The organism is Microbacterium jejuense (genome assembly GCF_039544225.1).
Lineage (GTDB): Bacteria > Actinomycetota > Actinomycetes > Actinomycetales > Microbacteriaceae > Microbacterium > Microbacterium jejuense.
Genome location: NZ_BAABLG010000004.1, coordinates 360,349 through 386,449, shown reverse-complemented (window position 1 = coordinate 386,449; position 26,101 = coordinate 360,349). Strand labels below are relative to the sequence as shown.

Sequence of the window (26,101 nt, the reverse complement as noted above, 5' to 3'; positions counted from 1 at the left end):
CCCCCGGCGACGAAGAATGGATGCCGCCGCCCCGGCCGGGCGGCGGCATCCATTCGTCTATGCGACGCCCGCGAAGCGCAGCAGGTCGATCATCAGGAAATCATCGCCCTGGCGCGCCGGGTCGATTGTCGGGAGCGTCGGCTGCCAGTCCGGGTCCTGCGAGAGGTACGACCCGCGGTCGCCCTGCATCAGGCCGATGATGACCTCCGCGACGATCCGCGCTCCGACCGGGCCGAGCGCGTCGCCGTCGGCGACCACGTCGGCCTCGCGCAGCACGTAGAACCACAGCGGCGTGCGGTCGTCCATGCCGTACTGCTGCAGGTCGGCCAGATCGCGCTTCGCCAGCACCGGCAGGTTCATCGCGCTGGCGACCCGCTGGCCCGACGGCAGCGAGAACGTGAGGTGGCGCAGCAGGTTGCGCTGCGCGAGCGAGGCCGGGTTGCGGGTCGGGTCCGCGCCCGCGACCACGGATCCCGGGAGCGCGAACAGGGCCGACGACAGCGTCGTGTCGATCTTCTTGTTGGGGCGCACGCTGCCGTCGCCGAAGTCGAAGAAGGTCGGCCAGTCCACGAACCGGCGCGGCGCCCGGCGGCCGCCCGACAGGTCGTCGGGGTCGTCCGCCGGCGTGCTCGTCTTCGTGAAGATCATGCCGAAGAACGGCGTGCCGCCCGGGTTGCCGGTGAAGTTCGCCCGGTACGACGGACGGATCTGGCTGTGGCCGAAGCGGTACGCGCCGACCGAGAACTCGACGGGGATGAACGGCTCGTTCTTCCACTTGTAGAAGGCGCGCCCCCTCTGCAGCACATCGTCGACGACCGCCGGCGTGCACGTGGTGCGCAGGAAGTGGTGCACCACGATCCACTGGTAGTGCCACCGCACGATCCGCTGCGCCTCGGCGAACACCTCGCCCGGATGCGTCAGCCCCGTCGTGGCGCGCACGTGTGCGACGGCCGCGTTGTGGAAGCGCAGCATCGCCGTCTGCAGCTGCGACACGATCAGGTTCTCGTCGTTGCGCGGATCGCCGATGAGCGCGACGCCCTGCGCGTTGCGCGGCACATCGGACTTGCCGGCGGTGCCGCACTCCTCGATGAGCATCGAGATGCCGCCCGTCGTCTGGTCGTAGAGGTACGGCGAGACGTTCGGGCCCGAGCCGTACACGTTGTCGAGCCCGAGACCGGGTGTGCGGAAGTTCTGGATCAGCTCCGGGTCGACCTGGCGCTCCAGGCTCGAGGTCGGATCGAACGTGATGTCGTGATCGATGAACTGCCCGAGGAAGGTGTCGCCCGCGACGTGCGTCGTGCTGTTGCGGTTCTTCTTCGACAGCTCCGGGTCGGTGATGAGCTTGACCGGTCCGGCCGACAGCTTGTCGCCGGCATCCATGATCCCCTGGGGCTTGCCGATGTCGAGCAGCGCCGCCCGCACCTCCGGGGTGTCGGCCGCGAACGGCGGCAGGTTTCCGAACATGCGGCCGAAGCGCCCCGAGTCGTAGTACTTCGACCGCGGCGGGACGACGTCCACCGGGTACGAGCCGTGACGGGTCATGAGAGTTCTCCTTCGATCCAGTCCCCCTGACCGCAGAGCGTCACGTTCCGTGCCGAGATACATGGGGGGAGTGGATGCCGGGCGCCCGGCATCCACTCGGCCTCCGGTGGTGGGGAGGGCCGGATCGGCGCAACGGGCCGGTGCGGCTACGATGGGGCGCGATGTCCGCCGACGAAGCCGCTGTCTCTGAGACGACCGCCGCCCCCGCCCTGTCGCTGTACCGCGAGATCGACCGCGCGGACTGGGCGCGATTGGCGTCGGGCATGGCGCAGCCGCTCAGCGAGACCGAGATCGTGCAGATCCGCGGTCTCGGCGACCGGCTCGACATGGACGAGGTCGCGCAGGTGTACGTGCCGCTGTCGCGTCTGCTGTCGCTGTATGCCGAGTCGACGAAGCGGCTCGGCGCGGACGAGTCGGCGTTCCTCGGCGAGAACGACTCGACCACGCCGTTCATCGTCGGCGTCGCGGGATCGGTGGCCGTGGGCAAGTCGACGATCGCCCGTCTGCTGCGCGAGCTCACATCGCGCTGGCCCGGCACGCCTCGCGTCGAGCTCATCACGACCGACGGGTTCCTGTACCCGAACGCCGAGCTCGAGCGCCGCGGGCTGATGGACCGCAAGGGCTTCCCCGAGTCCTACGACCGGCGTGCGCTGGTGTCGTTCCTGACCGAGGTCAAGAGCGGGGCGCCCGAGGTCAAGGCGCCCTTCTACTCGCACATGCGGTACGACATCGTCCCCGATGCCGTCGTCACGGTGCGCCGCCCCGACATCGTCATCGTCGAGGGTCTCAACGTGCTGCAGCCGCCGCCGTCACCGAACGACGTCGCGGTGAGCGACCTGTTCGACTTCTCGATCTACGTCGACGCGGATGCCTCGCACATCGCCCAGTGGTACGTCGACCGATTCCTGGCCCTCCGTCGTGCGGCGTTCAGCAACCCGAAGTCGTTCTTCAACGTGTTCGCTCAGCTGTCGGACGACGAGGCCGTGGAGCGCGCGCTCGGGTTCTGGAACTCCATCAACCTCCCGAACCTCGAAGAGAACGTGCTCCCCACCCGCCACCGCGCGAACCTCGTGCTGCAGAAGGCCGCCGACCACAAGGTCGAGACGGTCCTGCTGCGCAAGCTTTGACGCGCGTCGGATCAATGCGACGAAGGAGCGTTGATGCGATGCGGGTCAAGGTTGAGCGAGCGAAGCGAGTCGAAGCCCGCGGGCGTTTCGTCTTCGCTCCTTCGTCGCTTCGCTCAACGACCGGTGGCTCGGTCGCACACACAGCCTGACTGCCGGCATCCACTTTTCGTAAGGGAGCCGCGCAAAACCGCGCGCCTACCATGGACGGCATGTGCGGAATCGTCGGATATGTGGGCTCTCGTCAGAGCCAGGACGTGCTGATCTCGGGGCTCGGACGCCTCGAGTACCGCGGTTATGACTCGGCCGGCATCGCCGTCATCGCCGGCGACGGCGCGCTCGACATGCGCAAGCGCGCGGGCAAGCTTCAGGTGCTGCGCGACGACCTCGCGGCGCGTCCGCTGCCCGACGGCACCACCGGCATCGGCCACACGCGCTGGGCCACCCACGGCGGTCCCACTGACGGCAACGCGCACCCGCACCTGGCCGATGACGACCGTCTGGCGGTCATCCACAACGGCATCATCGAGAACTTCGCCGAGCTGAAGGCCGAGCTGCTGTCGGAGGGCTTCACGTTCCGCAGCGAGACCGACACCGAGGTCGCCGCCGTGCTGCTCGGCCGGGAGTACCGCCGCACCGGCGACCTGGTCGCGGCGTTCCGCGCCGTCGCGCCGCGGCTGGAGGGCGCCTTCACGCTCCTCGCGCTGCACCAGGAGCAGCCGGGACTCGTCGTCGGCGCCCGCCGCAACTCGCCGCTGGTGATCGGCCTGGGCGAGGGCGAGAACTTCCTCGGGTCGGACGTCGCGGCATTCGTCGAGCACACCCGCCACGCGCTGGCGATCGGCCAGGACCAGATCGTCGCGATCACGCCCGAGGGCGTCGAGGTCACCGACTTCGCCGGCGGCGCGGTCGAGGTCGAGCCGTTCGAAGTCACGTGGGACGCCGCCGCCGCCGAGAAGGGCGGCTGGTCGTCGTTCATGGCCAAGGAGGTGTCGGAGGAGCCCGAGGCCGTCGCCAACACGCTGCGCGGCCGCATCCACGACGGCGCGGTCACGATCCCCGAGCTCGACGGCCTGGACGACCTCTTCACCGGCATCTCGCGCATCATCGTGATCGCCTGCGGCACCGCGGCGTACGCCGGGCAGGTCGGCAAGTACGCGATCGAGCAGTGGACGCGCATCCCCGTGGACGTCGAGCTTGCACACGAGTTCCGCTACCGCGAACCGGTGATCGGTCCCGACACGCTCGTCGTGTCGATCAGCCAGTCCGGGGAGACCATGGACACGCTCATGGCCGTCAAGTACGCCCGCGAGCACGGCGCGAAGACGCTCTCGGTGTGCAACACGCAGGGCGCGACCATCCCGCGCGAGTCCGACGCGATCGTCTACACGCACGCCGGGCCGGAGGTGGCGGTCGCGTCGACCAAGGCGTTCGTCGCGCAGATCACCGCGCTGTACCTGATGGGTCTGCACATCGGACGCGTGCGCGGCACCGTCTCGGCCGCCGTGGCCGCCGCCCACGTGCGCGAGCTGGAGGCCGTCCCCGCCAAGATCCAGCGCATCCTCGACAACGAGCAGCCGCGCATCGAGCAGTTCGCAGGCTGGATGGCCGATACCAGGTCGGTGCTGTTCCTCGGCCGCCACGTCGGCTACCCGATCGCCCTCGAGGGCGCGCTCAAGCTCAAGGAGCTCGCCTACATCCACGCCGAGGGCTTCGCCGCCGGCGAGCTCAAGCACGGCCCGATCGCGCTCATCGAGCCCGGCCAGCCCGTGTTCGTGGTCGTGCCGTCGCCCCGCAAGTCGGCCGAGATGCACAAGAAGGTCATCTCGTCGATCGAAGAGATCCGCGCCCGCGGCGCCCGCGTCATCGCGATCGCCGAAGAGGGCGACGCCGCGGTGCTGCCGAAAGCCGACGAGGTGCTGCGCATCCCGCTCGCGGGCCCGTTCTTCGAGCCGCTCCTGGCCGTCGTGCCGCTGCACATCTTCGCGATGGGCCTCGCCACGGCCAAGGGCCTCGACGTCGACCAGCCGCGCAACCTCGCGAAGTCCGTCACCGTCGAGTGAGGGGATGCCGGCGGCCGCGCCCGCCGGTAGGCCGGGGCGGGCGCGCCCCGCGATAGGGTGGCGGATGCCGCGCACCGGCGCGGCAGGAGGTGCACGTGATCGTCGGAATCGGCGTCGACCTCGTCGACATCCCGCGGTTCGAGCGCACCATCCAGCGCACACCGCGACTGCTGACGCGACTGTTCTCGGAGCGTGAGCGGCTGCTCAAGCCGCACTCGCTCGCAGCGCGGTACGCCGCCAAAGAGGCGCTGATCAAGGCGCTCGGCGGCTCGGACGGCGTGCACTGGACCGAGATCGAGGTCGCGTCGGAGCCCTCGGGCCGCCCGCTGTTCTCGCTCACCGGCTCGACCGCCGCCATCGTCGCCGAGCGGGGCATCACCGCGTTGCATCTGTCGATGTCGCACGACGCGGGCCTTGCGACCGCGTACGTCGTCGCCGAGTCCGTCCCGACCCCGGAGGAAACCGCATGAGCCGTCTGCCCGCCGGAGCGCTGCGTGAGGCGACGGTCGACGTCGGGGCCATCGAAGACAACGTGCGGCACCTGCGCCGGCTGACCGGCTCCGAGATCATCGCTGTCGTCAAAGCCGACGGCTACGGGCACGGAGCTGCCCGCTCGGCGCTGGCCGCCCTCGCCGGCGGCGCGAACCGCATCGGCGTCTCCGACATCTCCGAGGCGCTCGCGCTGCGGCGTGCCGGCATCGACGCTCCGATCGTGGCGTGGCTCCACGCCCCCGGCGCGGACTTCTCCGAGGCGGCCGCACACGGCATCGAGCTCGGCATCTCGAACCTCGACCAGCTGCAGAAGGCGGCGGCCGCGGCATCCGCGGACCGTCCCGTCGCGCTGCACCTGAAGCTGGAGACGGGACTCTCGCGCAACGGCATCGCACCGCAGGACTACCGGGTCGTGTTCGCCGAGGCCGCGCGCCTGGAGCGCATCGGCCGCGTACGGGTCGTCGCACTCTTCAGCCATCTCTCCAATGCGTCGGACGAGGACGACCGCGCCGCACTGCGTGCCTTCGAGGAGGGCGTCGCGGTCGCCGCCTCGCTCGGTCTCGCCCCGCCGCTGCGGCACATCGCGGCCACCCACGCGGCGATCGATCTGCCGGAGTCGCGGCTGGGGTGCGTGCGCATCGGGATCGGGCTGTACGGGCTGTCGCCGTTCGCCGACCGCTCGTCGGCCGATCTGGGGCTGCGGCCGGTCATGACCCTGCGCGGCAATGTCGCCGCGGTGCGTCGCGTGCCGGCCGGCAAGGGCGTGTCGTACGGCTACGACTACCGCACCGACCGCGACACGACGCTCGCGCTCGTACCGCTCGGCTACGCGGACGGCGTGCCGCGGCAGGCGTCCGGCGTCGGGCCGGTCGTGATCGGCGGCCGTCGTTACACGGTCGCCGGCCGCATCGCGATGGACCAGTTCGTGGTCGACGTCGGCGACGCGCCGGTCTCGGTCGGCGACGAGGCCGTGCTGTTCGGCGACCCGACGCTCGGGGCGCCGTCGGCGACGGAGTGGGCGGATGCCGCCGGCACCATCAACTACGAGATCGTGACGCGCATCGGCCCGCGCGTGCCCCGCCGGCAGGTGGCCGAATGAGCGGCCTGGATCCGATCCTCGGCACCCACGAGATCATGTCGCCCGGCGACATGGAGGCGCTCGGTCGACGGATCGGCGGGATGCTGCGACCCGGCGACCTCGTCGTGCTGACCGGACCGCTCGGCGCCGGCAAGACGACGCTCACCCGTGGCATCGGCGCAGGGCTCAACGTCCGCGGTCCGATCCAGAGCCCGACGTTCGTGCTCGCACGCACGCATCCCTCGCTCGACGGCGGTGCACCGCTCGTGCACGTGGACGCCTACCGCCTGGGTTCGGCGGCCGAGCTCGATGACCTCGACATCGACTTCGACGGCTCGGTGGTCGTGGTCGAGTGGGGTCGTGGCATGGTCGACGGCATCCGCGACGTGTGGTGGGAGCTCGAGATCGAACGTGAGTGGCACGGCCACGGCGTCGACGACGCGTGCGGCACCGTCGCCCACGAGGCTGACCTCGACGCGGACGCCCCGAGACGGGTGAAGGTCACCCGGCACGGAGCGCCGACTACCCTGGAAGGGTGATCCTCGGCATCGACACGTCGCTCGGCTCCGCGGTGGCGGTGGTCGAGCCCGACGGCGTCATCCGCTCGCAGACCGTGAGCGCCGACCCCCGCGGCCACGCCGAGGTGATCGGCACACTGATCGAACGGGCGCTGGGCGAGGCATCCATCCGTCCCTCCGACGTGACGCATGTCGCCGCGGGAATGGGACCCGGACCCTTCACCGGGCTGCGGGTCGGGATCGCCGCCGCGCGCGCGTTCGCGCTGGGCCGGGGTGTCCCCGTGGTTCCCGTCGCGAGCCACGACGCGGTCGCCCTGGAGCTGCTGATCCACGACGCCCTCACCGGCGGATACGAGGATGCGGCCGACGAGACCTTCGCCGTGGTCACCGACGCCCGCCGCCGTGAGTTCGCCTACACGCTGTACCGCGGACTGGACGCCGACGGTCTGCCGATCCGGCTCGCCGAGCCCGCGCTGACCCCCCGCGACGAGATCGACGCGGTGCTCGCGCATGCCGGCGCGGTGCGCCGGGACGCCGAGCGCATTCCCGCCGCGATGCTCGCGCTCGCGGCGTCCCGGGCGCTCGTTGCGGGCCGGACGATCGGACCGGCCGACGCGCTGTACCTGCGCTCGCCCGACGTGACCCTGCCGCACGCGCCGAAGCGGGTGGGCCTGTGACGCTGCGTCCGGCCACCGGCGACGACCTCGCCGAGATCATGAGGCTCGAACGGGCGTCGTTCCCGACCGACGCATGGTCCGAGGCGATGATGCGCGAGGAGCTCGCGTCCCCGCACGGCTGGTACGTCGTCGACGACGAAGCCGGCCGCCTCGTCGGCTACGCCGGACTGCGGGCGGTGAAGAGCGCGAAGGATGCCGACGTCCAGACCATCACGATCGCCGAAGTCGCGCGGGGCCGGGGCCGGGGGCGCGCGATGCTGCGGGCGCTGCTGGAGGAGGCCGTGCGGCGCGATGTCGCGGACGTGTTCCTCGAAGTGCGCGCCGACAACCCGGTCGCACAGGCCCTGTACGTGTCGGAGGGCTTCCACGAGATCGGCCGCAAGCCGCGGTACTACCAGCCCGACGACGTGGACGCCGTGGTGATGAAGCTCGACCTGCGCGCCTGGGGCGCACGCGACGCGGATGGAGGGGTGTGTTCGTGAACCGTGCGGAGCCGTTGGTGCTGGGCATCGAGACGAGCTGCGACGAGACCGGCATCGGGATCGTGCGCGGCCGCACGCTGCTCTCCAACACGATCGCGAGCTCGATGGACGAGCACGCCCGCTACGGCGGCGTCGTCCCCGAGGTGGCCGCGCGGGCGCACCTGGAGGCGCTGCAGCCGTCGATCGAGGCCGCGCTCGCCGAGTCGGGCGTGACGCTGGACGAGGTCGATGCTGTCGCCGTGACGTCCGGGCCTGGGCTCGCGGGCGCGCTGATGGTCGGTGTCGGCGCGGCCAAGGCGCTCGCGGTGTCGCTGGAGAAGCCGCTCTACGCCGTCAACCACCTCGTCGGGCACATCGCCGCCGACATCCTCGACGACGACGCCGAGCCGCTGGAGTACCCCACGGTGGCGCTGCTCGTCAGCGGCGGGCACACGTCGCTCCTCCTCGTCCGCGACCTCACCACCGACGTCGAGCTGCTCGGCGAGACGATGGACGATGCCGCCGGCGAGGCCTTCGACAAGGTCGCCCGCCTGCTCGGCCTGCCGTACCCCGGCGGGCCTCAGATCGACCGGGCCGCGGCATCCGGCGATCCGAAGGCCATCGCGTTCCCGCGCGGGCTCTCGCGCGCGAGCGACATGGCCGACCACCGCTACGACTTCTCGTTCTCGGGGCTGAAGACCGCGGTCGCCCGCTGGGTCGAGCAGCGCCAGGCCGCGGGCGAGCCCGTGCCGGTCGCGGACGTCGCCGCGAGCTTCCGCGAAGCCGTCGTCGATGTGCTGGTGACCAAGGCGCTCGCCGCGTGCCGCGACTACGACGTTCCGCGCCTGCTTCTCGGCGGCGGCGTGATCGCCAATCGCCGGCTGCGCGACACCGCCCTCGAGCGGGGCGCTGCCGCAGGCGTGACAGTGCGGATCCCACCGCTGTCGCTGTGCACCGACAACGGCGCCATGATCGCCGCGCTGGCATCCGAGCTCATCATGTCGGGGCGCGAGCCGTCGACCCTCGCCTTCGGCGCCGACTCGACGCTGCCGGTCACCGAGATCCAGGTCGCGGAGTCGTCATGACCGACGCGCGGATGCCGCCTCCCGAAGACGCCGACGCGCCCGCGCCTGCGGCATCCGAGGCCGTGTCCGCCGCCGGCTCCTGGGCGTCGAGCGCGGACGATACGGGTCCCGCACCCGCTGCCGCCGCATCGGAGGAGGACGGGATGCCGGCGGCCGAGGCATCCCCGGCTCCCCGGCCCAGCGCCCCCCAGGTCGAGCCGGCCTCGCCCGACATCGACATCGTGCCCGCGTCGTCGATGCTCCCCGGGGAGCATCGCGGCGGGTTCTTCCGGCTGCCGACGGCGCCCGTCGCGGTGACGACCCAGTCGGCGCCGGCCGAGCCGACGAACGACCTCACGGCGGCGTCGGCGCAGTGGCTCGCCTCGGACGAGCCCGGCATCCACCGCGGCCTCGCCGGCTGGGCGCTGGCGTTCGCGATCATCGGGCTCATCGTGTCGCTGTTCGTCGGGTGGGGGTTCCCGATCGGGCTGGTCGCCGTGGTGTCGGCCGTGTTCGCGCTGCGGCGGCCGCTGGAGAGCCGTGCGGTCGCGGTGTGGGCGATCGTGATCGGCTCGGTGTCGATCCTCTACAGCGCGGGCTGGCTGCTGTACGCGGCGCTGCGCGCCAACCTGTTCGGCTGAGCCGACCGGATCACACGCGGTCGGCGAGGATCGCGGTGCGGCGCGTGCCGATGCGGGTGACGAAGAGCGTCGCCGACTCGGGGCCGCGCAGCTTCAGCCTGGTGCGCAACGTCGCGGGGTCGATGTCGACGCCGCGCTTCTTGATCTCCAGCCGCCCGATCCCGCGCTCGCGCAGCTCCTTCGACAGCGCCTTCGGATCGGCGGGCAGCACCTCGCGCACGCGGAAGGTCGACACGAACGGCGACGTGAGCGCGGCATCCGAGGTCAGATAGGCGATGTGCTCGTCGAGCATGCCGGAATCCAGCGACCGTGCGACCTCGCCGATCAGGCGGGCGCGGATGACGGCGCCGTCGGGCTCGTGCAGATATGCGCCGAGCTCCCGCACGGGGGCGTCTGCGGCATCCTTCTCCGCCGTCAGCTCGTGGGCCGCACCCCCGCGGATGACGAGGGCGGCACGCCGCACGCCCTCGCGGGCGAGCGCGCCCGACCACAGTACGAGCTCGACGGTCGAGCCGTCGGCGCTCACCCACTGCGCCTCGACGTCGTCGGGGATGAGGTCGCGGTCGAGGCCCGGTCCGAGCTTGATCCCGGCAGGCAGCCGTCGCGCGAGGCCGAAGACCCAGTCCAGCGACGGCGACCAGTCCTCGGGGCGCGTGCGGCTCGTCTCGGTGTGCCCGGCGGTGCGGCGCGCGGGGTCGAGCCACACCGCGTCGACCTCGGACAGGTCGGCGGTCTCGGCCGTGCCGTGGCGCACGTCGACGTCGTCGCCGAACGGCGCCAGGTTGTACGCGGCGATGCCGGCCGTCACCTCGTCGGCGTCGACGGCCGTGACGCGCAGTCCGAGCGCGGCGAGTCCCAGCGCGTCGCCGCCGATGCCGCAGCCGAGGTCGGCGACGCGGCCGAGGCCGGCGTCGCGGAAGCGCGCGGCGTGCCGTGCCGCGATGGGCAGTCGTGTCGCCTGCTCCAGACCCGCGCGGGTGAACAGCATGCGCTCGGCGAGGTCGCCGAACTTGGCCTGCGCGCGGGTGCGCAGCCGGGCCTGGCCGACGACGGCCGACACGAGGTCGGGAGAGTGTCCGTCGCGCCGCAGCCGCGTCACCGCGCGGGCGACGTCGTCGGACGACTCGACCGCCGGCATGGCGTCGAGCAGACGCAGTCCTTCGGGCGTCAGGAGGGCGGTCAGCTCGGCTTTCTCCACCGGGCAAGCCTATGCCGCGGGCGTGCGCGTGCCGCGTGTGTCGGACTGGGTCACAGCATTGGCACTCGCGTTGCGTGAGTGCCAGTGCGTTGCCTAGACTGACGTAAGCACTCTCAACGTCAGAGTGCTAACGAGTCTTCAGTCTCAAGAAAGAAGAGGTAGACCGTGTCGGTTTCCATCAAGCCGCTCGAGGACCGCATCGTCATCAAGCAGGTCGAGGCCGAGCAGACCACGTCCAGCGGTCTGGTCATCCCCGACACCGCCAAGGAGAAGCCCCAGGAGGGCGAGGTCGTGGCGGTCGGCCCCGGCCGCATCGACGACAACGGCAACCGCATCCCGCTCGACGTCGCCGTCGGCGACCGCGTGATCTACAGCAAGTACGGCGGCACCGAGGTCAAGTTCGGCGGCGACGAGTTGCTCGTCCTGTCGGCTCGCGACGTGCTCGCGGTCGTCGTCCGCTGAGTTCAGCGCACACCGCGTGCCGAGAGGGTCGGATGCTTCGGCATCCGGCCCTCTCGTCGTTCCTGTGGCAGGGATCGTGCGAGGAACGGCAGAGGAGCGGATGCCGCCGCCCCTGCTCGCGCGTCCGGCCGGTCGCGGGCGGTCCTAGGCTGGGACGGTGAGCCCCGAACCGATGCCCCGCCCCGCCGAGGCCGGCGTCGAGGATCTCGCCGAGGCCGCTGCCTCGACGGCCGGGATCGCGCTGCCGACGCCGACGACCGACGAGTCAGGTCGCGAACGCACGCTCGGCACGGTCTACGGGCTCCTCGCGTACCTGCTGTGGGGCTTCCTGCCGCTGTACTTCCTGCTGCTGGCGCCGACGGGGCCCTTCGAGCTGGTGGCCTGGCGCATCGTGCTGTCGCTGGTGTTCTGCGCGCTGCTGCTCGCCGTGACCCGCACGTGGGGGCGTCTGTTCGCCGTCATGCGCCAACGACGGCTGCTGTGGCTGACGGCGCTCGCCGGCGTGCTCATCTACATCAACTGGCAGGTCTTCATCATCGGGGCGCTCAGCGACCATGTGATCGAGACGAGCCTGGGCTACTTCATCAACCCGATCGTGACCGTGATGCTCGGCGTGCTCGTCCTCCACGAGCGCCTGCGCGTCACGCAGTGGGTCGCGATCGGCATCGCGGTGGCGGCCGTGATCGTCATCATCGTCGGCTACGGCGCCTTCCCCTGGATCGCGCTCACGCTGGCGGCATCCTTCGGGGTCTACGGGCTCGTGAAGAAGCAGGTGGGGCCGTCGGTCGACGCGGTGAGCGGGCTCACGCTGGAGACCCTGTGGCTGACCCCGATCGCCGCGATCGTGCTCGTGGTGGTGGCCTCAACGCAGGGCCTCACGATGGGCGCCAACGGCTGGGAGCACACGGTGCTGCTGAGTCTCACCGGCGTCATCACGGCCGTGCCGCTGCTGCTGTTCGCCGCAGGGGCGCGGCGTGTGTCGCTCACCACGATCGGCCTGCTCCAGTTCGCTGCGCCGATCCTGCAGTTCCTCGTCGGGTGGCTGGTGCTCGGCGAGCCGATGCCGGCCGGCCGCTGGATCGGGTTCGGGCTGGTGTGGATCGCGCTGATCGTGCTGACCGTCGACTCGGTGGTCCATGCCCGGCGTGAGCGCGCTGCGCGCTGACACACCGGAGGCGGCGGCTCAGCGCACCAGGCGTGCGATGGCCTGGGTGGCCTCGGTGATCTTGGCGTCGGCCTCTTCGCCGCCCAGGCGCGCGGCATCCACCACGCAATGGCGCAGGTGGTCGTCGAGCAGGCCCACGGCGACGGCCTCGAGGGCCGAGGTCAGCGCGCTGATCTGGGTGAGGATGTCGATGCAGTACTTCTCGTCCTCGACCATCTTGTGGATGCCGCGGGCCTGACCCTCGATCCGCTTGAGGCGGTTGAGGTACTTGTCCTTGTCGGTGATGTACCCGTGGTGTCCGTGCTCGTGGTCCAGGGGTGCCTGGTCCAGTGCGGTGTCGGTCATGTCTGACTCCTTCAACGACGTGAGTTCGAGAGGCTGCGGAACCGCCGCAGGCGAAGGCTGTTGCCGACCACGAAGACGCTCGAGAACGCCATGGCCGCTCCCGCGATCATAGGGTTCAACAGGCCCAGGGCTGCCAGCGGCAGGGCGGCCACGTTGTAGGCGAACGCCCAGAACAGGTTGACGCGGATCGTGCCGAGCGTCGCCCGCGACAGCCGGATGGCATCGGCGGCGCTGCGCAGGTCGCCGCGGACCAGGGTGATGTCGGATGCCTCGATGGCGGCATCCGTCCCCGTCCCCATGGCGAGGCCGAGGTCTGCCTGCGCGAGGGCTGCGGCGTCGTTCACGCCGTCGCCCACCATCGCGACGACGCGGCCTTCGGTCTGCAGCTCCTTGATGACGGCGACCTTGTCGTGGGGGAGCACCTCCGCGATCACGCGCTCGATCCCGACCTCGTCGGCGATCGCACGGGCCGCGGCGGCGTTGTCGCCGGTGAGCAGCACGGGGGTGAGCCCGAGCGATCGCAGCTGGGCGATCGCCTCGGCGCTGGTGGGCTTGACCTGGTCGGCCACCACGAGCAGGCCGCGCACCTCGCCGTCCCACGCGACCAGCACCGCGGTGCGGCCGAGTGCCTCGGCTTCGGCTTTGGCGGCGCGGATGCCGGCGCCCGGGGTGAGGGCCCAGTCGGCGAGCAGCGCCTCGCGTCCGACGAGCACGGCGTGACCGTCGACCACGCCCGACACGCCCGTGCCGGGGATGTTCTGGAAGGCCTCCACCTCGGGGAGCGCCCCCTCGGCGGCCGCAGCCTGGGCGATCGCCTGGGCGATCGGGTGCTCGGAGGCGTGCTCCAGGGCCCCGGCGAGGCGCAGCAGCTCCGCGCGGGCGTGAGATGCGGCATCCGGAATTCGGACATCGGCGCGCTTCTCGGAGCCGTCGCCGCCGTCGGTCCGGAAAGCGGCGAGTTGTCCGACGTTCGGATCGGCGAGGGATGCCTCGGCGCGCCCGGCGACGACCGCATCCACGAGCGACATGCGGCCGGTCGTGACGGTGCCGGTCTTGTCGAGCACGACGGTGTCGACGGTGCGGGTGGACTCCAGCACCTCCGGACCCTTGATGAGGATGCCGAGCTGTGCGCCGCGCCCCGTCCCGACGAGCAGCGCGGTCGGGGTGGCGAGCCCGAGCGCGCACGGGCACGCGATGATGAGGACCGCGACGGCGGCGGTGAAGGCCATGGAGGCCGAGGCGCCGGTCAGCAGCCAGCCGACGAGGGTGCCCAGGGCGATCAGCAGCACGATCGGGACGAAGACGCCCGAGATGCGGTCGGCGAGCCTCTGGACCTTGGCCTTGCCGGACTGGGCGTCCTCGACGAGCCGCGCCATCTGCGCGAGCTGGGTGTCGTCGCCGACGCGGGTGGCGCGCACGACGAGACGCCCGCCGGCGTTGACCGTCGCTCCGACGACGGGGTCGCCCGGCGCGACCTCGACGGGGACGGACTCGCCCGTGACCATCGAGGCGTCGACGGCAGACGTTCCCGACACGACGACGCCGTCGGTGGCGATCTTCTCACCGGGGCGCACGACGAACTCCTCACCGACGCGCAGCTCGGCGATCGGGACGCGCACCTCGGCGGTCGTGCCGTCGGCGGCCGGACGCAGCACCGCCACGTCCTTCGCGCCGATCTCGAGCAGCGCGCGCAGCGCCGCCCCCGCGCGACGCTTGGAGCGCTGCTCGAAGTAGCGGCCGGCGAGCACGAACGTCGTGACGCCCGCCGCGACCTCGAGGTAGATGTCGCCCGCGCCGTCGCTCGGGGTCACCGACCATTCGAACGTGTGGGTCATCCCCGGCATGCCGGCGTGACCGAAGAACAGCGCGTACAGCGACCACAGGAACGCCGCCGAGACGCCGAGCGAGATGAGCGTGTCCATCGTCGCGGCGCCGTGGCGCAGATTGATCCACGCGGCTCGGTGGAACGGCCACGCGCCCCACACCACGACCGGCGCGGCGAGGGCGAGCGACGCCCACTGCCAGTAGGTGAACTGCAGCGCCGGGATCATCGCGAGCAGGATCACCGGCGTCGACAGCACGATCGAGCCGATGAGCCGCTGGCGCAGGCTCGTGAGCTCGGGATCGGCCGGCTCGGCGTCGTCGCCCTCGGCCGTGGCGGCCGGGGGAGCGGGCAGCACCGCGGTGTACCCGGTCTTGACGACCTCGTCGATCAGCGCCTGCGGGTCGATGCCCGCCGGGGCGCTCACGACGGCCTTCTCGGTGGCGTAGTTGACGGATGCCTCGACCCCGTCCATCCGGTTCAGGCGCTTCTCGATCCGCGCGGCGCACGAGGCGCACGTCATCCCGCCGATCTCGAGCTCGATCCTGGCGGCAGGGGTCGAGGAGTCCATCAGGCGCGGACCGCGGTGTAGCCGGCCTCGTCGACGGCCGCGATGACGGCGTCGTCGGCGAGCTCTGTCGCAGAGACGATGCGCAGCGTGCCGGCGGCGGCGCTCACCTGCACGTCCTCGACGCCGGCGAGCTTCGACACCTCGCCGCGTACGGACGCCTCGCAGTGCCCGCAGCTCATTCCCGTCACGTTGTACTCGACAGTGCTCTTCTCGGACCCGGCCATGTCGCCGCCTTTCTCGTGGAGTTCCAGGATACCCCTGAGGGGTACCGCGGGATCAGCCTATACCCTTAGGGGGTATGGGGATCGAGAAAAGCCGATATCGGATCGAAATCCCCCGGTCGCGCCCGTTACACATCGTTAACGAACGGCAACATTCACGAACGCTTGTCGCGATTAGGTTTGTCGCATTGGGGCGGCGCCCGAGTCGTTCCCCCGATCACCCATAGCAAGGAGCAACATGAGCGTCTTCACCCGCTCGCGCGGATCTGCCCTCCTCGGCGGCATCGCGCTCGTCGGCGCCAGCGCCCTCGTCCTCGCCGGCTGCGCCTCTGGTGGCAGCGGCAACGAGGGAGACGGCGACGGGTCGTCGCAGGAGGCCCGCGACCTCACCCTCAAGATCGGCACGATCCTGCCCCAGACCGGCAGCCTCGCGTACCTCGGCCCGCCCGAGGAGGCCGGTGTCGGTCTGGCTGTCGACGACGTCAACGAGGCCGCCAAGGGCGTCGCGATCGGTGACATCGTGTGGGGCGACTCCGGCGACACCGACAACAAGGCCTACGCGACCACGATCCAGAAGCTGATCTCTGAGAAGGTGACGGCCGCCATCGGCGCCGCGTCGTCGGGTGTGACGAAGCTGTTCCTCGACGACGCCGTCGCGGCCGGCATCCTCACGTTCTCGCCCGCGAACACCTCGCTCGACTTCACCAACTGGGACGACAACAACCTCTACTGGCGCACGGCCCCGGCCGACACGCTCCAGGGCGAGGTGCTCGGCAACCTGGTGGGCGAGGACGGACACAAGAACGTGGCCGTCATCTACCAGAACGACTCCTACGGAACGGGCCTCAACAAGACGTTCCAGGACACGTTCAAGAGCACGGGCGGCGAGATCGTCGCCGAGCAGTCGTACAACACCGGTGACACCAACTTCGACGCCCAGATCTCGGCCGTCCTCGCGTCGAACCCCGACGCGATCGCCCTGATCACGTTCGACGAGATCTACACGATCGGTCCGGCGCTGCTCGCAGCGGGCTACCCGGCCAAGGACCTGTACCTCGTCGACGGCAACCTGAAGAACTTCGGCAAGGACGGCAAGTGGCCGGCCGGAGTCAGCATGGAGGGTGCGAAGGGCACCACGCCTGCCGGCCCGGCGCCGGACGAGTCCTTCTACAAGCGGCTGAACGACTGGGCGGTCGCCGACGGCCGTCCCGAGATCGCCGACTACACCTACGCGAACGAGGCGTACGACGCGATCGTGCTCATCTCGCTGGCCGCGCTGGCTGCGAACTCGTCCGACCCCGCCGACATCGCCGGCAAGCTGCAGGAGGTCTCCGGCGGCGGCGACGACCCGGGTGAGAAGTGCACGTCGTACGCCGACTGCGCCGACCTCATCCTCGACGGCAAGAAGGCCGACTACGACGGCTACTCGGGCCCGATCACGTTCGACGAGCACGGCGACCCGACGGAGGCCACCATCGGCATCTTCCAGTACGGCGCCGACAACAACTACACGCGCATCGACCTGTAATCCACGGCGCAGCAGCGAGGGCCCCGGAGCGATCCGGGGCCCTTCGTGCGTCCGCCGCGTGCGCCCACAGAGAAGGACGAGGGGGTGGATGCCGCGGCATCCACCCCCTCGTCCTTCTGTGTCGCTGGGTCAGGCCGCCTCGGAGCCGAGGCTTCCCAGGTAGAGGCCGATGACCTTGGGGTCGTTGAGCAGCTGCCGCCCCGTGCCCTCGTATGCGTCGCGGCCTTGGTCGAGCACATAGCCGCGGTCGCAGATCTGCAGGCAGCGGCGGGCGTTCTGCTCGACCATGATCGTCGTGACGCCGGCCTTGTTGATGTCGGAGACGCGGATGAACGCGTCGTCCTGACGAACAGGGGACAGGCCCGCGGACGGCTCGTCGAGCAGCAGCACCGACGGGTCCATCATGAGCGCGCGCGACATCGCCACCATCTGTCGCTCGCCGCCCGAGAGCGACCCCGCACGCTGGCCGAGCCGCTTGCCGAGCTCGGCGAAGATGCCGGTCACGAACTCGAGGCGCTCGGCGTACACCTTCGGGCGCTGATACAGCCCCATCTGCAGGTTCTCGGCGATCGTGAGCGACGGAAAGACGTTGTTCGTCTGCGGCACGAAGCCGACCCCGCGCTGCACGAGCTTGTCGGACTTCAGCCCGACGACGCTCTCGCCGTCGACCGTGATGTCGCCGCCGCGCACCCTGACCATGCCGAAGATCGCCTTCAGCAGCGTCGACTTGCCGGCGCCGTTGGGGCCGATGATGCCGATCAGCTCGCCCTTGCGGGCGATCAGATTGGCGCCGTTGATGATGTTGATTCCCGGCAGATAGCCCGCCGTGAGGTCCTTCACCTCGACGATGACCGTCTCGGTCTTCATGCCCTCCACGCGGGCGGCTCCGGGATCGGGGACGGCCGATCCGGGAGTCCGGGGGGCCGGCGACTCGTCGCTCACTTGCTCTCCTCCTCGGCTTCGGCGATCGAGGCCTCCTCGGCCTCCTTGATCTCTTCGAGCAGCTCCTCGGCGGACTCGCCGAGCTCGCCGGCGACGCGTCCGGTCACGACGCCGAGGTCGACGTCCTGATGGCTGCCCAGGTACGCGTCGATGACCGCCTTGTCCTGCATGACCGTCTCGGGCGGCCCCTCGGCGACGACCTTGCCCTCGGCCATCACGATGACCCAGTCGGCGATGTGCCGCACCATGTGCATGTCGTGCTCGACGAAGAGGACTGTCATGCCGAGGTCCTTGAGATCGAGGATGTGGTCGAGCAGGGACTCGGTGAGGGCCGGGTTCACACCGGCCATCGGCTCGTCGAGCATCACGAGGGTCGGATCGCTCATGAGCGCCCGCGCCATCTCCAGCAGCTTGCGCTGACCCCCCGAGAGCGAGGCGGCGTAGTCGTCGGCCTTCGCGTCGAGCTTGAAGCGCGCGAGCAGCTCCATCGCCTTGTCTTCGATCGCGTCGTCCTGCTTGCGCCAGATCGCCGGGATCACGCTCGCCCAGAGGCTCTCACCCTTCTGGCCGGTCGCGCCGAGCTTCATGTTCTCGAGCACCGTGAGCAGCGACAACGCCTTGGTCAGCTGGAACGTGCGCACCTGACCCATGCGGGCGACCTTGAACGACGGGATGCCCGACAGCGACGTGCCGTCGAAGCTCCAGGTTCCCGAGTTGGGCTTGTCGAAGCCGCACAGCAGGTTGAACAGCGTCGTCTTGCCGGCGCCGTTGGGACCGATGAGCGCGGTGATCGCGTGCCGGGGGATCTCCAGGTGCTCGACGTCGACGGCGGTCAGACCGCCGAAGTGCCGCGTGACGTTGTCGATGACGAGGACGGGGTCGTTCTTGGGGACGCCCGGAGCGGGTTCCCCCTTCGCGAGTCCCGCGGTCTTCGGACGACGGATGCTGCCGGTCGGCGTGGTGACGGCGCCCGTGGCGGGCTCGACCGGCGTGGCGGGCTCGACCGGCGTGGCGGGCTCGACCGGCGTGGCGGGCGTGGGCGCCTCCTCGGGGACGTCGGGCTGGTCGGCGGGCGGGGTGCTGGGCGGGTTACTTGACAAAGGTCAGCTCCCTCTTGTTTCCGAAGATGCCCTGCGGGCGGAAGATGACGATCAGCATGAGGGCGACGCCGACGAGGATGAACCGCAGCGTCGCGGCCTGCTGCGACGTCATGGGCAGGATGTCGGCCTGGGCGAGCACGGGCAGCACGTTGTCGAGGAAGCCCATGATGACCCAGAAGATCACCGAGCCGACGACGGGGCCGAACACGGTCGCGGCGCCGCCGAGCAGCAGGATCGTCCAGATGAAGAACGTGAGGCTCGTCGTATAGGTGGCAGGGACCACCGCCGACGGGAGGGCGAACACGACGCCGCCGAGGGCGCCGAACACACCACCGATCATGAGCGCCTGCATCTTGTATGAGAACACGTTCTTGCCGAGCGAGCGCACGGCGTCCTCGTCCTCGCGGATGCCCTTGAGCACGCGGCCCCACGGGCTGCGCATGATCGCCCACACGAGATAGACGGCGATGCCCAGGAGGATGATGCCGAACACGCGCACCCACAGCTGGTCGGCCGTCCACTGCCACGGCCCGAAGCCGTAGACGATCTGCTCGCCGTCGGCCCCCGTCTTGGGGAAGGGGTTCGCCGCGCGGAACCCGGCATGGTAACCGCCGAGCCCGTCCGCGGAGTTCGTGAACGCATCGAACAGCTGCGTCGTCAGCAGCAGTCGCACGATCTCGGCGGCCGCGATCGTGACGATGGCGAGATAGTCCGCGCGCAGTCGCAGCGTCGGGATGCCGAGGATGAGGGCGAACACGACGGCTGCGGCGCAGCCGACGAGGATGCCGACCCACCAGGGCCAGCCGAAGCTCAGGATCGAGATGGCGTAGCCGTAAGCGCCGAGGGCCATGAAGCCCGCCATGCCGAAGTTGAGCAGGCCGCCGAAGCCGAACTGCACGGCCAGGCCGGTCGCGGCGAGCGCGTAGGCGATCGTCTCCGGGCTGAACACCCAGTAGGCGGTGTTGTTGAAGATCTGTCCCCAGTCCATGGCTAGCCGAGCCTCTCTTTCCGGCCCAAGATGCCCTGGGGTCTCACGAGCAGGATCACGATCAGTGCGGCGAGGGCACCGACGTACTTCATGTCCGGCGGGATCCAGAGCGTCGAGATCTCGACCAGGATGCCGACGATCAGCGAGCCGATCAGTGCGCCGAACGCCGTGCCGAGACCGCCGAGGGTGACCGCGGCGAAGATGAGCAGCAGCACCTGCACGCCCATGTCCCACTTCACACCCGGACGGAAGTACGCCCACAGGACGCCGGCGATCGCAGCGAGGGTCGCCGCGAGGATCCACACGATGCGGATCACCCGGTCGACGTTGATGCCGGATGCCGCGGCCAGGCCGGGGTTGTCGCTGATGGCCCGGGTGGCCTTGCCGACGCGGGTGCGCAGCAGCCAGAACGCCACCGCGCCGAGGAGCACGATGCTGGTGGCCATCGACACGATGTCGATCCACGACAGCGAGATCGGCCCGAACGTGATGTCGCGCGGGGCGCCGGCGCCGGGAAGCTGGTACGTGCCGCCGCCGATGAAGTACTGGAACACGTAGCGTCCGGCCAGTGACAGGCCGATGCTCACGATCATGAGCTGCACGAGTCCCAGGCCCCTGCGTCGCAGCGGTCTCCACAGACCGGCGTCGAGCGACCAGCCCAGCGCAGCGCCGGCGACGAGGACGATCGGGATCGTCAGCCACATCGGGATCTGGAGCCAGACGCCGAACACGAGCGCGATCACGGCGCCGAAGGTCAGCATCTCGCCGTGGGCGAAGTTGCTGAGGCCGGTGGTGCCGAAGATGAGCGAGACGCCGACCGAGGCGAGCGCGAGCAGCAGGCCGAAGTTGAGGCCGTTCATCAGGCGCTCGACCAGCTGGTCGATGAAGGACGTGGTGACGCGCTCGCCCTCGCCGAGGAACAGGTTGACGATCTTCGACCCGGTGAGGCCGAATGTCACGTCGAAGGACGCCGTCGTCCCCTGTTTCGGCTGGATGCCCTCGGGCAGCTGCGTGGGATCGACGATGACCCCGTCGGGCAGCGTGTCCTCGTCGACCGTGAGCACGTAGTCGTCCTTCTCGGGCACGTACAGACGCCACTTGCCTTCGGCGTCGGTCACGGTCTCGGCCTTGAAGCCGCCGCCCTCGATGGTCATGGTGACGCCCGCGACAGGCGCGTCGTCATAGGTGATGATGCCGCCGAAGTAGAAGTCGGTCTTCTCCTGGTCGCCGCCCGGGGTGTCGGGTGCTTCGGCGGCGAACGCGCCGCCCGGAGAGGACAGGAACACCATGCCTGCAGCAAGCAGCAGTCCGAAGAGCACGATGATCCAATGGCGACTTCTGGTCGCGGACGCATTCGTGGGACCCACAGAACCTCCAGTTCGCCACCACGCGGACACCGAAGCTCGGGTCGCATCGGCCGTGATGGCGACGGTACGACTGTAATGTGTCGTCGCTGTTTCGCCTACGGTCACCTGCGGATACGTGATCCGATCGAAATCGGACCGGACAAGGGCCTCGCGCGCGCCCTCGCGCGTGCCGTTTCTGCGGGAACAAAACGGCCCTCCCGGGCGCTTAGAATCGAGTACGGAGCGTCACAAGCGCGCCGGCCGTCGCCGTCCAACCCCCAACTGAACGCGCCGCGCGCGAGGAGACCCCATGGAGCACAACGACCCCTTCGGCTTCGTCGGACTGACCTACGACGATGTGCTGCTGCTGCCCGGGCACACCGATGTGATCCCGAGCGAGGCGGACACGTCGTCGCGGCTCAGCCGGCGCATCACGGTCGCCACGCCACTGCTGTCGGCCGCCATGGACACGGTCACCGAGGCCCGCCTCGCGATCGCCATCGCACGTGAGGGCGGCATCGGCATCATCCACCGCAACCTCTCGATCGAGGACCAGGCCTCGATGGTCGACCGCGTCAAGCGCAGCGAGTCGGGCATGATCACCGACCCGATCACCACGACGCCAGACACGACGATCGAAGAGGTCGACTCGCTGTGCGCGCAGTACCGCATCTCGGGCCTGCCGGTCGTCGACGCCGACAACCACCTCGTGGGCATCGTGACCAACCGCGACATGCGGTTCGTCTCGGGTTTCGAGCGTCAGACCACGAAGGTCCGCGACGTCATGACGACCGAGAACCTCGTGACAGGTCGTGTCGGCATCAGCGCCGGTGAGGTCATCGCGCTGTTCGCCCGGCACCGTGTCGAGAAGCTGCCCCTCATCGACGAGGACGGCACGCTGTCCGGCCTCATCACCATCAAGGATTTCGACAAGAGCGAGAAGTACCCGCTCGCGACCAAGGACGAGCAGGGTCGCCTGCGCGTCGGCGCGGCGATCGGCTTCTTCGGCGACGCGTGGCAGCGCGCCGAGGCGCTCCGTGACGCGGGTGTCGACGTCATCGTCGTCGACACCGCCAACGGCCAGTCGGCCGGCGTCATCGACATGGTCCGCCGACTCAAGGGCGATGACTCCTTCGCCCACATCGACATCATCGGCGGCAACGTCGCGACGCGCGAGGGCGCCCAGGCGCTCATCGACGCGGGCGTCGACGCCGTGAAGGTGGGCGTCGGCCCGGGCTCGATCTGCACGACGCGCGTCGTCGCCGGGGTCGGCGTGCCGCAGGTCACCGCGATCTACGAGGCGTCGCTCGCGGCGCGCGAGGCGGGCGTGCCCGTCATCGCCGACGGCGGCCTGCAGTACTCGGGCGACATCGCGAAGGCGCTCGTCGCCGGCGCCGACACCGTCATGCTCGGTTCCCTCCTCGCCGGCACCGACGAGTCGCCGGGCGAGATCGTCTTCCAGGGCGGCAAGCAGTTCAAGCAGTACCGCGGCATGGGTTCGCTCGGCGCGCTGCAGACCCGCGGCAAGAAGACGTCCTACTCGAAGGACCGCTACTTCCAGGCCGACGTCCCCTCGGACGACAAGCTGATCCCCGAGGGCATCGAGGGTCAGGTCGCGTACCGCGGCCCGGTCTCGGCCGTCGCGTACCAGCTCGTGGGCGGCCTGCGTCAGTCGATGTTCTACGTCGGCGCCCGCACCGTCGAAGAGCTCAAGGCCAAGGGCAAGTTCGTGCGCATCACGGCCGCCGGCCTCAAGGAGTCCCACCCCCACGACGTGCAGATCGTCGTCGAGGCCCCCAACTACAAGAAGTAGCTCCAGCACAGCGGATGCCGTCACGCCCACCGGGCGTGACGGCATCCGCTGTTCGCTTGCGTGGTCCGGGCGTCCCGCCCTGCCGTCAGGGGAGGCGGAAGGGCGCGGCGGCCCGTGCGGAGGCGTCCGCGGCGAGGTCTGCGAGCACAGACCCGACCGCGGGGGTGAACTTGAAGCCGTGGCCCGAGAACCCGGCGCCCACGACGATGCCGCCGCAGCGATCGAGCACGAAGTCCTCCGTGTCGGTCGAGGTGTACGTGCAGCTGACCGGCACGGCGGTGTCGGGGTCGAGGCCCGGGAACCACTCGGCGACGTAGTCGCGCAGCTGCGCAGCCTGTTCGGGCACGGGGCGGAAGGTGCGGGCGTCGGGGTCGACGACGGGGCCGACCATGTGGAATCCCACCTTGACGCCCTCGCCGGGCGTGGGCATGCCGTAGACGTTGCCGATCGGTCCGCGCTGCGGATCGACGAAGTGGTTGAACGACGGCCACGCGAGGTCGGGGGAGCGCGGGGTGAAGTGCGCCGGGCTCTCCTCGCTGACGGTGAGTCGGGGGAGCGGGAAGGTGTCGGGGAGGATGCCGGCGGTCCATGCTCCCGCCGTCACCACGACCGTCTCGGCGACGAGGTCGTGGCGTTCGCCGCCGGCCTCGATCGTGAGCCTCACCCCGTCCGGGCCCTCGTCGATCGAGGTGACCGCGTGCTCGAAGCGGATGTCGGCGCCGTGCGACCGGGCGCCCTGCTCGAGCGCGTGCAGTGCTGCCGCAGCACGCACGACCCCGGCGTCGGGAGTGAACAGCGCGTCGCCCTCGAACCTCATGCCGCTCCAGCGCCGCGCCGCCTCGGTCGCCGTGAGCAGCTCGGCGCGCTCGCCGCGGGCGATCAGCGCTGCGTGCACGCCGTCGATGCGCTGCGGATCGCCGTGCGTCACCAATCCGTGCAGACGCAGCAGCGGCTCGCCGGTGGTACGTGACAGCTCGTCCCATTCGCCTCGGGCGAGGCCGAGCAGGTCGAGGTAGTGCGCCGCGTCGTAGGCGTTGTTGAAGTTGCGGGTCGCGCCGTGCGAGGCGCCGCGGGTGTGGCCGCGCGCGAAGCGCTCCAGGGTGAGCACGCGATGGCCGCGGCGCGCGAGCTGCCATGTGGTGGCCAGCCCCATCGCGCCCGCTCCGACGACGACGAACGGGACGTGCTCGGTCATGGGTCCTCCACGGGGCGGGGCGTCGCCGGGCGGCGGCATCCCGTCCCTTCCATCTTCGCGCAGGGCCGCCGAGAACCACGGCGTGTGACGCCTCCACCCGGCCGCACACACTTCGCACATCCGCGCGGATCTGCGAAGCAGGTTCGGAGATCTCGCCCGACTCGGACGCCTGAGCCTGATCGGTCCGAGCCAGGCGATTTCTCCGAGGCTGGCGCGCGAAGTCTGTGCGCTGCTCGCTACGCGGTGGGTGCGAGTGCCGGCTCCGCGGCGGGCTCGGAGCCAGCCGCGGCTCCGGCGTCCGCGGCCGCGGTCTTCGGGGTGGCGGCATCCACCGGCGTCGCCTTGCCCGAGGGCAGCCAGAGCGCCACGACCGTCGCGGCGAACAGCACCGCAGCGCCGGTGAACACGGCAGGGCGGGCGGCGTCGACGTACATGTCGGGGAGCAGCTCTCCGCCGGCACCGACGAAGATCGCGGTCATGACGGCCGTGCCGAGGGCGACGCCGAGCTCGCGGACGGTCGAGTTGACTCCCGAGGCCTTCGCGTGGTCGATGAGGCCGAGCGTCGCCAGCAGCGCGGTCGCGGACGGCGCGAACACGAGCGCCATGCCGACCCCGGCCATCACGAACGGTGCGATGAGCGTCGGGTAGTCGAGGTCGGTCGACATGACCGCGGCGATCCATGTGAGCGCCGCCCCCTGGAGGGCCAGTCCCAGCACGAGCAGGATGCGGGTGCCCACGCGAGGTGCCAGAATGCCGGCGATCGGGGCGATGAACATCGGCGCGAGCGTCCACGGGGTGGTCTGCACCGCGGCCTCCAGCGGGGAGGAGCCCTGCACGACCTGCAGGTACTGGATGAGGATGAACACCGCGCCGAACGTGCCGAAGCTGAACGCGAAGCCGACGATGTTGGTGATCGAGAACGACCGGTCGCGGAAGAGGCGCAGCGGCACGAGCGGCGCCTTGGCGCGCAGCTGCCAGAGCAGGAACCCGGCCACGAGCACGGCGCCGAGCGCGATCTCGGCGATCACGCCGAGCGAGTCCCAGCCGTCGTCGTTGCCCCGCACGATCGCGTGCACCAGGGCCAGCACACCGGCCGCCGCCAGCACGGCGCCCGGGACGTCGATGCGGGAGCGGGCGCCGAAGTCGTTGTTCAGCACGACGAGGGCGAGCGGGATCGCGAACAGCGCGACGGGCACGTTGATCCAGAAGATCGCCTGCCAGTTCCAGCCCTCCATGATCGCGCCGCCGACGAGCGGACCGACGGCGACGCCGAGTCCCGACACACCGCCCCAGATGCCGATCGCGAGCGGGCGCCTCTCCTTCGGGACCGCGCCGCTGAGAAGCGCGAGCGACAGCGGCATGACGCCGGCGCCGCCGACCCCCTGCACGGCGCGGGCGGCGATGAGCTGGCCCGGATCGGTGCTGAGCGCGGCGAGGATCGACCCCGCGCCGAAGACGGCGATGCCGATCGCGAAGACGGTGCGCCGGCCGAACCGGTCGCCGAGCGCCGAGGCGATGAGGATCGAACCCGCGAAGGCGAGCGTGTAGGCGTTGACGAACCACTGGAGCTCTTCGACGCTCGCGCCCATCTCGCTGTGGAGGACCGGCAGCGCATTGGTCATGACGAGGTTGTCGAGCGTGGCCATGAACATCGGGAGGGATGCCGCGGCCACGATGAGGGCGAAGGGGCGCGTCCGTCGGGCGACGGCGGCGGGTGTTGCAGCGGACATGGAAGGCTCCGGTTG

Annotated in this window: 24 protein-coding genes; 13 read left to right on the top strand and 11 right to left on the bottom strand. The window is 70.4% G+C overall.

Translation table 11 applies throughout. The annotated features are described in order from the left end of the window. Positions 1-57: 57 nt before the first annotated feature. Entirely contained in the window at positions 58-1,542 is a 1,485-nt protein-coding gene (locus tag ABEA46_RS09310; RefSeq protein WP_345544159.1) for a peroxidase family protein, read from the bottom strand. A gap of 161 nt (positions 1,543-1,703) precedes the next feature. On the opposite strand from ABEA46_RS09310, the gene coaA reads away from it, so the two are divergent. The 9 genes from coaA to ABEA46_RS09265 all read left to right on the top strand — a co-directional run bounded on the left by coaA (position 1,704) and on the right by ABEA46_RS09265 (position 9,660). Further along, the gene (gene coaA, locus ABEA46_RS09305) at positions 1,704-2,669 is read left to right on the top strand and encodes a type I pantothenate kinase (protein WP_345544158.1); all 966 of its coding nucleotides are present in this window, start codon (positions 1,704-1,706) and stop codon (positions 2,667-2,669) included. Positions 2,670-2,878: 209 nt separating this feature from the next. Further along, complete coding sequence (gene glmS, locus ABEA46_RS09300; protein WP_345544157.1) at positions 2,879-4,729, top strand: glutamine--fructose-6-phosphate transaminase (isomerizing); 1,851 nt, start codon at positions 2,879-2,881, stop codon at positions 4,727-4,729. A gap of 95 nt (positions 4,730-4,824) precedes the next feature. After that, positions 4,825-5,199, top strand: a complete 375-nt coding sequence (locus tag ABEA46_RS09295) for a holo-ACP synthase (RefSeq protein WP_345544156.1) — start codon at positions 4,825-4,827, stop codon at positions 5,197-5,199. Continuing rightward, a complete protein-coding gene (alr, locus tag ABEA46_RS09290; protein WP_345544155.1) occupies positions 5,196-6,320 on the top strand; it encodes an alanine racemase in 1,125 nt (374 codons plus the stop codon). The genes ABEA46_RS09295 and alr overlap by 4 nt, the downstream gene beginning before the upstream one ends. Next, the gene (gene tsaE, locus ABEA46_RS09285; RefSeq protein WP_345544154.1) at positions 6,317-6,838 is read left to right on the top strand and encodes a tRNA (adenosine(37)-N6)-threonylcarbamoyltransferase complex ATPase subunit type 1 TsaE; all 522 of its coding nucleotides are present in this window, start codon (positions 6,317-6,319) and stop codon (positions 6,836-6,838) included. Before alr ends, tsaE begins: the two co-directional genes overlap by 4 nt. Next, positions 6,835-7,494, top strand: coding sequence for a tRNA (adenosine(37)-N6)-threonylcarbamoyltransferase complex dimerization subunit type 1 TsaB (gene tsaB / locus ABEA46_RS09280; protein WP_345544153.1), 660 nt, complete (start codon positions 6,835-6,837; stop codon positions 7,492-7,494). Before tsaE ends, tsaB begins: the two co-directional genes overlap by 4 nt. Then, complete coding sequence (rimI, locus tag ABEA46_RS09275) at positions 7,491-7,976, top strand: ribosomal protein S18-alanine N-acetyltransferase (protein ID WP_345544152.1); 486 nt, start codon at positions 7,491-7,493, stop codon at positions 7,974-7,976. Before tsaB ends, rimI begins: the two co-directional genes overlap by 4 nt. Then, positions 7,973-9,040 carry a tRNA (adenosine(37)-N6)-threonylcarbamoyltransferase complex transferase subunit TsaD gene (gene tsaD / locus ABEA46_RS09270; protein WP_345544151.1) on the top strand — a complete coding sequence of 356 codons (1,068 nt, stop codon included), beginning with the start codon at positions 7,973-7,975 and terminating at the stop codon, positions 9,038-9,040. Before rimI ends, tsaD begins: the two co-directional genes overlap by 4 nt. After that, entirely contained in the window at positions 9,037-9,660 is a 624-nt protein-coding gene (locus ABEA46_RS09265; protein ID WP_345544150.1) for a hypothetical protein, read from the top strand. The genes tsaD and ABEA46_RS09265 overlap by 4 nt, the downstream gene beginning before the upstream one ends. Positions 9,661-9,670: 10 nt before the next feature. Here ABEA46_RS09265 and ABEA46_RS09260 read toward each other — a convergent pair whose 3' ends face one another. After that, positions 9,671-10,858 carry a THUMP-like domain-containing protein gene (locus ABEA46_RS09260; protein WP_345544149.1) on the bottom strand — a complete coding sequence of 396 codons (1,188 nt, stop codon included), beginning with the start codon at positions 10,856-10,858 and terminating at the stop codon, positions 9,671-9,673. A gap of 165 nt (positions 10,859-11,023) precedes the next feature. Between ABEA46_RS09260 and groES the strand changes: the two genes are divergently transcribed. Next, positions 11,024-11,320, top strand: coding sequence for a co-chaperone GroES (gene groES / locus ABEA46_RS09255; protein ID WP_308867967.1), 297 nt, complete (start codon positions 11,024-11,026; stop codon positions 11,318-11,320). Between the two features lie 157 nt (positions 11,321-11,477). After that, positions 11,478-12,485 carry an EamA family transporter RarD gene (rarD, locus tag ABEA46_RS09250; RefSeq protein WP_345544148.1) on the top strand — a complete coding sequence of 336 codons (1,008 nt, stop codon included), beginning with the start codon at positions 11,478-11,480 and terminating at the stop codon, positions 12,483-12,485. 18 nt (positions 12,486-12,503) lie between these two features. Here the strand turns inward: rarD and ABEA46_RS09245 are convergent, their stop codons facing one another. The 3 genes from ABEA46_RS09245 to ABEA46_RS09235 are packed head-to-tail and all read right to left on the bottom strand — an operon-like array spanning position 12,504 to position 15,447. Further along, on the bottom strand, positions 12,504-12,830 hold the full coding sequence (locus ABEA46_RS09245) for a metal-sensitive transcriptional regulator (RefSeq protein ID WP_345544147.1): 327 nt from the start codon (positions 12,828-12,830) through the stop codon (positions 12,504-12,506). Positions 12,831-12,841: 11 nt separating this feature from the next. Continuing rightward, complete coding sequence (locus ABEA46_RS09240) at positions 12,842-15,223, bottom strand: heavy metal translocating P-type ATPase (protein WP_345544146.1); 2,382 nt, start codon at positions 15,221-15,223, stop codon at positions 12,842-12,844. Continuing rightward, entirely contained in the window at positions 15,223-15,447 is a 225-nt protein-coding gene (locus tag ABEA46_RS09235; protein ID WP_345544145.1) for a heavy-metal-associated domain-containing protein, read from the bottom strand. The genes ABEA46_RS09240 and ABEA46_RS09235 overlap by 1 nt, the downstream gene beginning before the upstream one ends. Before the next feature lie 235 nt (positions 15,448-15,682). On the opposite strand from ABEA46_RS09235, the gene ABEA46_RS09230 reads away from it, so the two are divergent. Beyond that, positions 15,683-16,972 carry an ABC transporter substrate-binding protein gene (locus ABEA46_RS09230; RefSeq protein WP_345544144.1) on the top strand — a complete coding sequence of 430 codons (1,290 nt, stop codon included), beginning with the start codon at positions 15,683-15,685 and terminating at the stop codon, positions 16,970-16,972. A 129-nt stretch (positions 16,973-17,101) separates the two neighbouring features. Here ABEA46_RS09230 and ABEA46_RS09225 read toward each other — a convergent pair whose 3' ends face one another. The 4 genes from ABEA46_RS09225 to ABEA46_RS09210 all read right to left on the bottom strand — a co-directional run bounded on the left by ABEA46_RS09225 (position 17,102) and on the right by ABEA46_RS09210 (position 21,321). Then, complete coding sequence (locus ABEA46_RS09225) at positions 17,102-17,839, bottom strand: ABC transporter ATP-binding protein (RefSeq protein ID WP_345544247.1); 738 nt, start codon at positions 17,837-17,839, stop codon at positions 17,102-17,104. A gap of 71 nt (positions 17,840-17,910) precedes the next feature. Next, positions 17,911-18,858 (bottom strand): ABC transporter ATP-binding protein, encoded by a 948-nt coding sequence (locus ABEA46_RS09220; RefSeq protein ID WP_345544246.1) that lies wholly within the window; start codon positions 18,856-18,858, stop codon positions 17,911-17,913. 145 nt (positions 18,859-19,003) lie between these two features. Continuing rightward, complete coding sequence (locus ABEA46_RS09215; protein ID WP_345544143.1) at positions 19,004-20,002, bottom strand: branched-chain amino acid ABC transporter permease; 999 nt, start codon at positions 20,000-20,002, stop codon at positions 19,004-19,006. A 2-nt stretch (positions 20,003-20,004) separates the two neighbouring features. Then, the gene (locus ABEA46_RS09210; protein WP_345544142.1) at positions 20,005-21,321 is read right to left on the bottom strand and encodes a branched-chain amino acid ABC transporter permease; all 1,317 of its coding nucleotides are present in this window, start codon (positions 21,319-21,321) and stop codon (positions 20,005-20,007) included. A gap of 337 nt (positions 21,322-21,658) precedes the next feature. On the opposite strand from ABEA46_RS09210, the gene guaB reads away from it, so the two are divergent. Further along, positions 21,659-23,161 carry an IMP dehydrogenase gene (gene guaB / locus ABEA46_RS09205; RefSeq protein ID WP_345544141.1) on the top strand — a complete coding sequence of 501 codons (1,503 nt, stop codon included), beginning with the start codon at positions 21,659-21,661 and terminating at the stop codon, positions 23,159-23,161. 85 nt (positions 23,162-23,246) lie between these two features. On the opposite strand, the gene ABEA46_RS09200 is transcribed toward guaB, so the two are convergent. Further along, complete coding sequence (locus ABEA46_RS09200; RefSeq protein ID WP_345544140.1) at positions 23,247-24,356, bottom strand: FAD-dependent oxidoreductase; 1,110 nt, start codon at positions 24,354-24,356, stop codon at positions 23,247-23,249. A 236-nt stretch (positions 24,357-24,592) separates the two neighbouring features. Beyond that, entirely contained in the window at positions 24,593-26,086 is a 1,494-nt protein-coding gene (locus tag ABEA46_RS09195; RefSeq protein ID WP_345544139.1) for an MFS transporter, read from the bottom strand. Between the last annotated feature and the right edge of the window lie 15 nt (positions 26,087-26,101).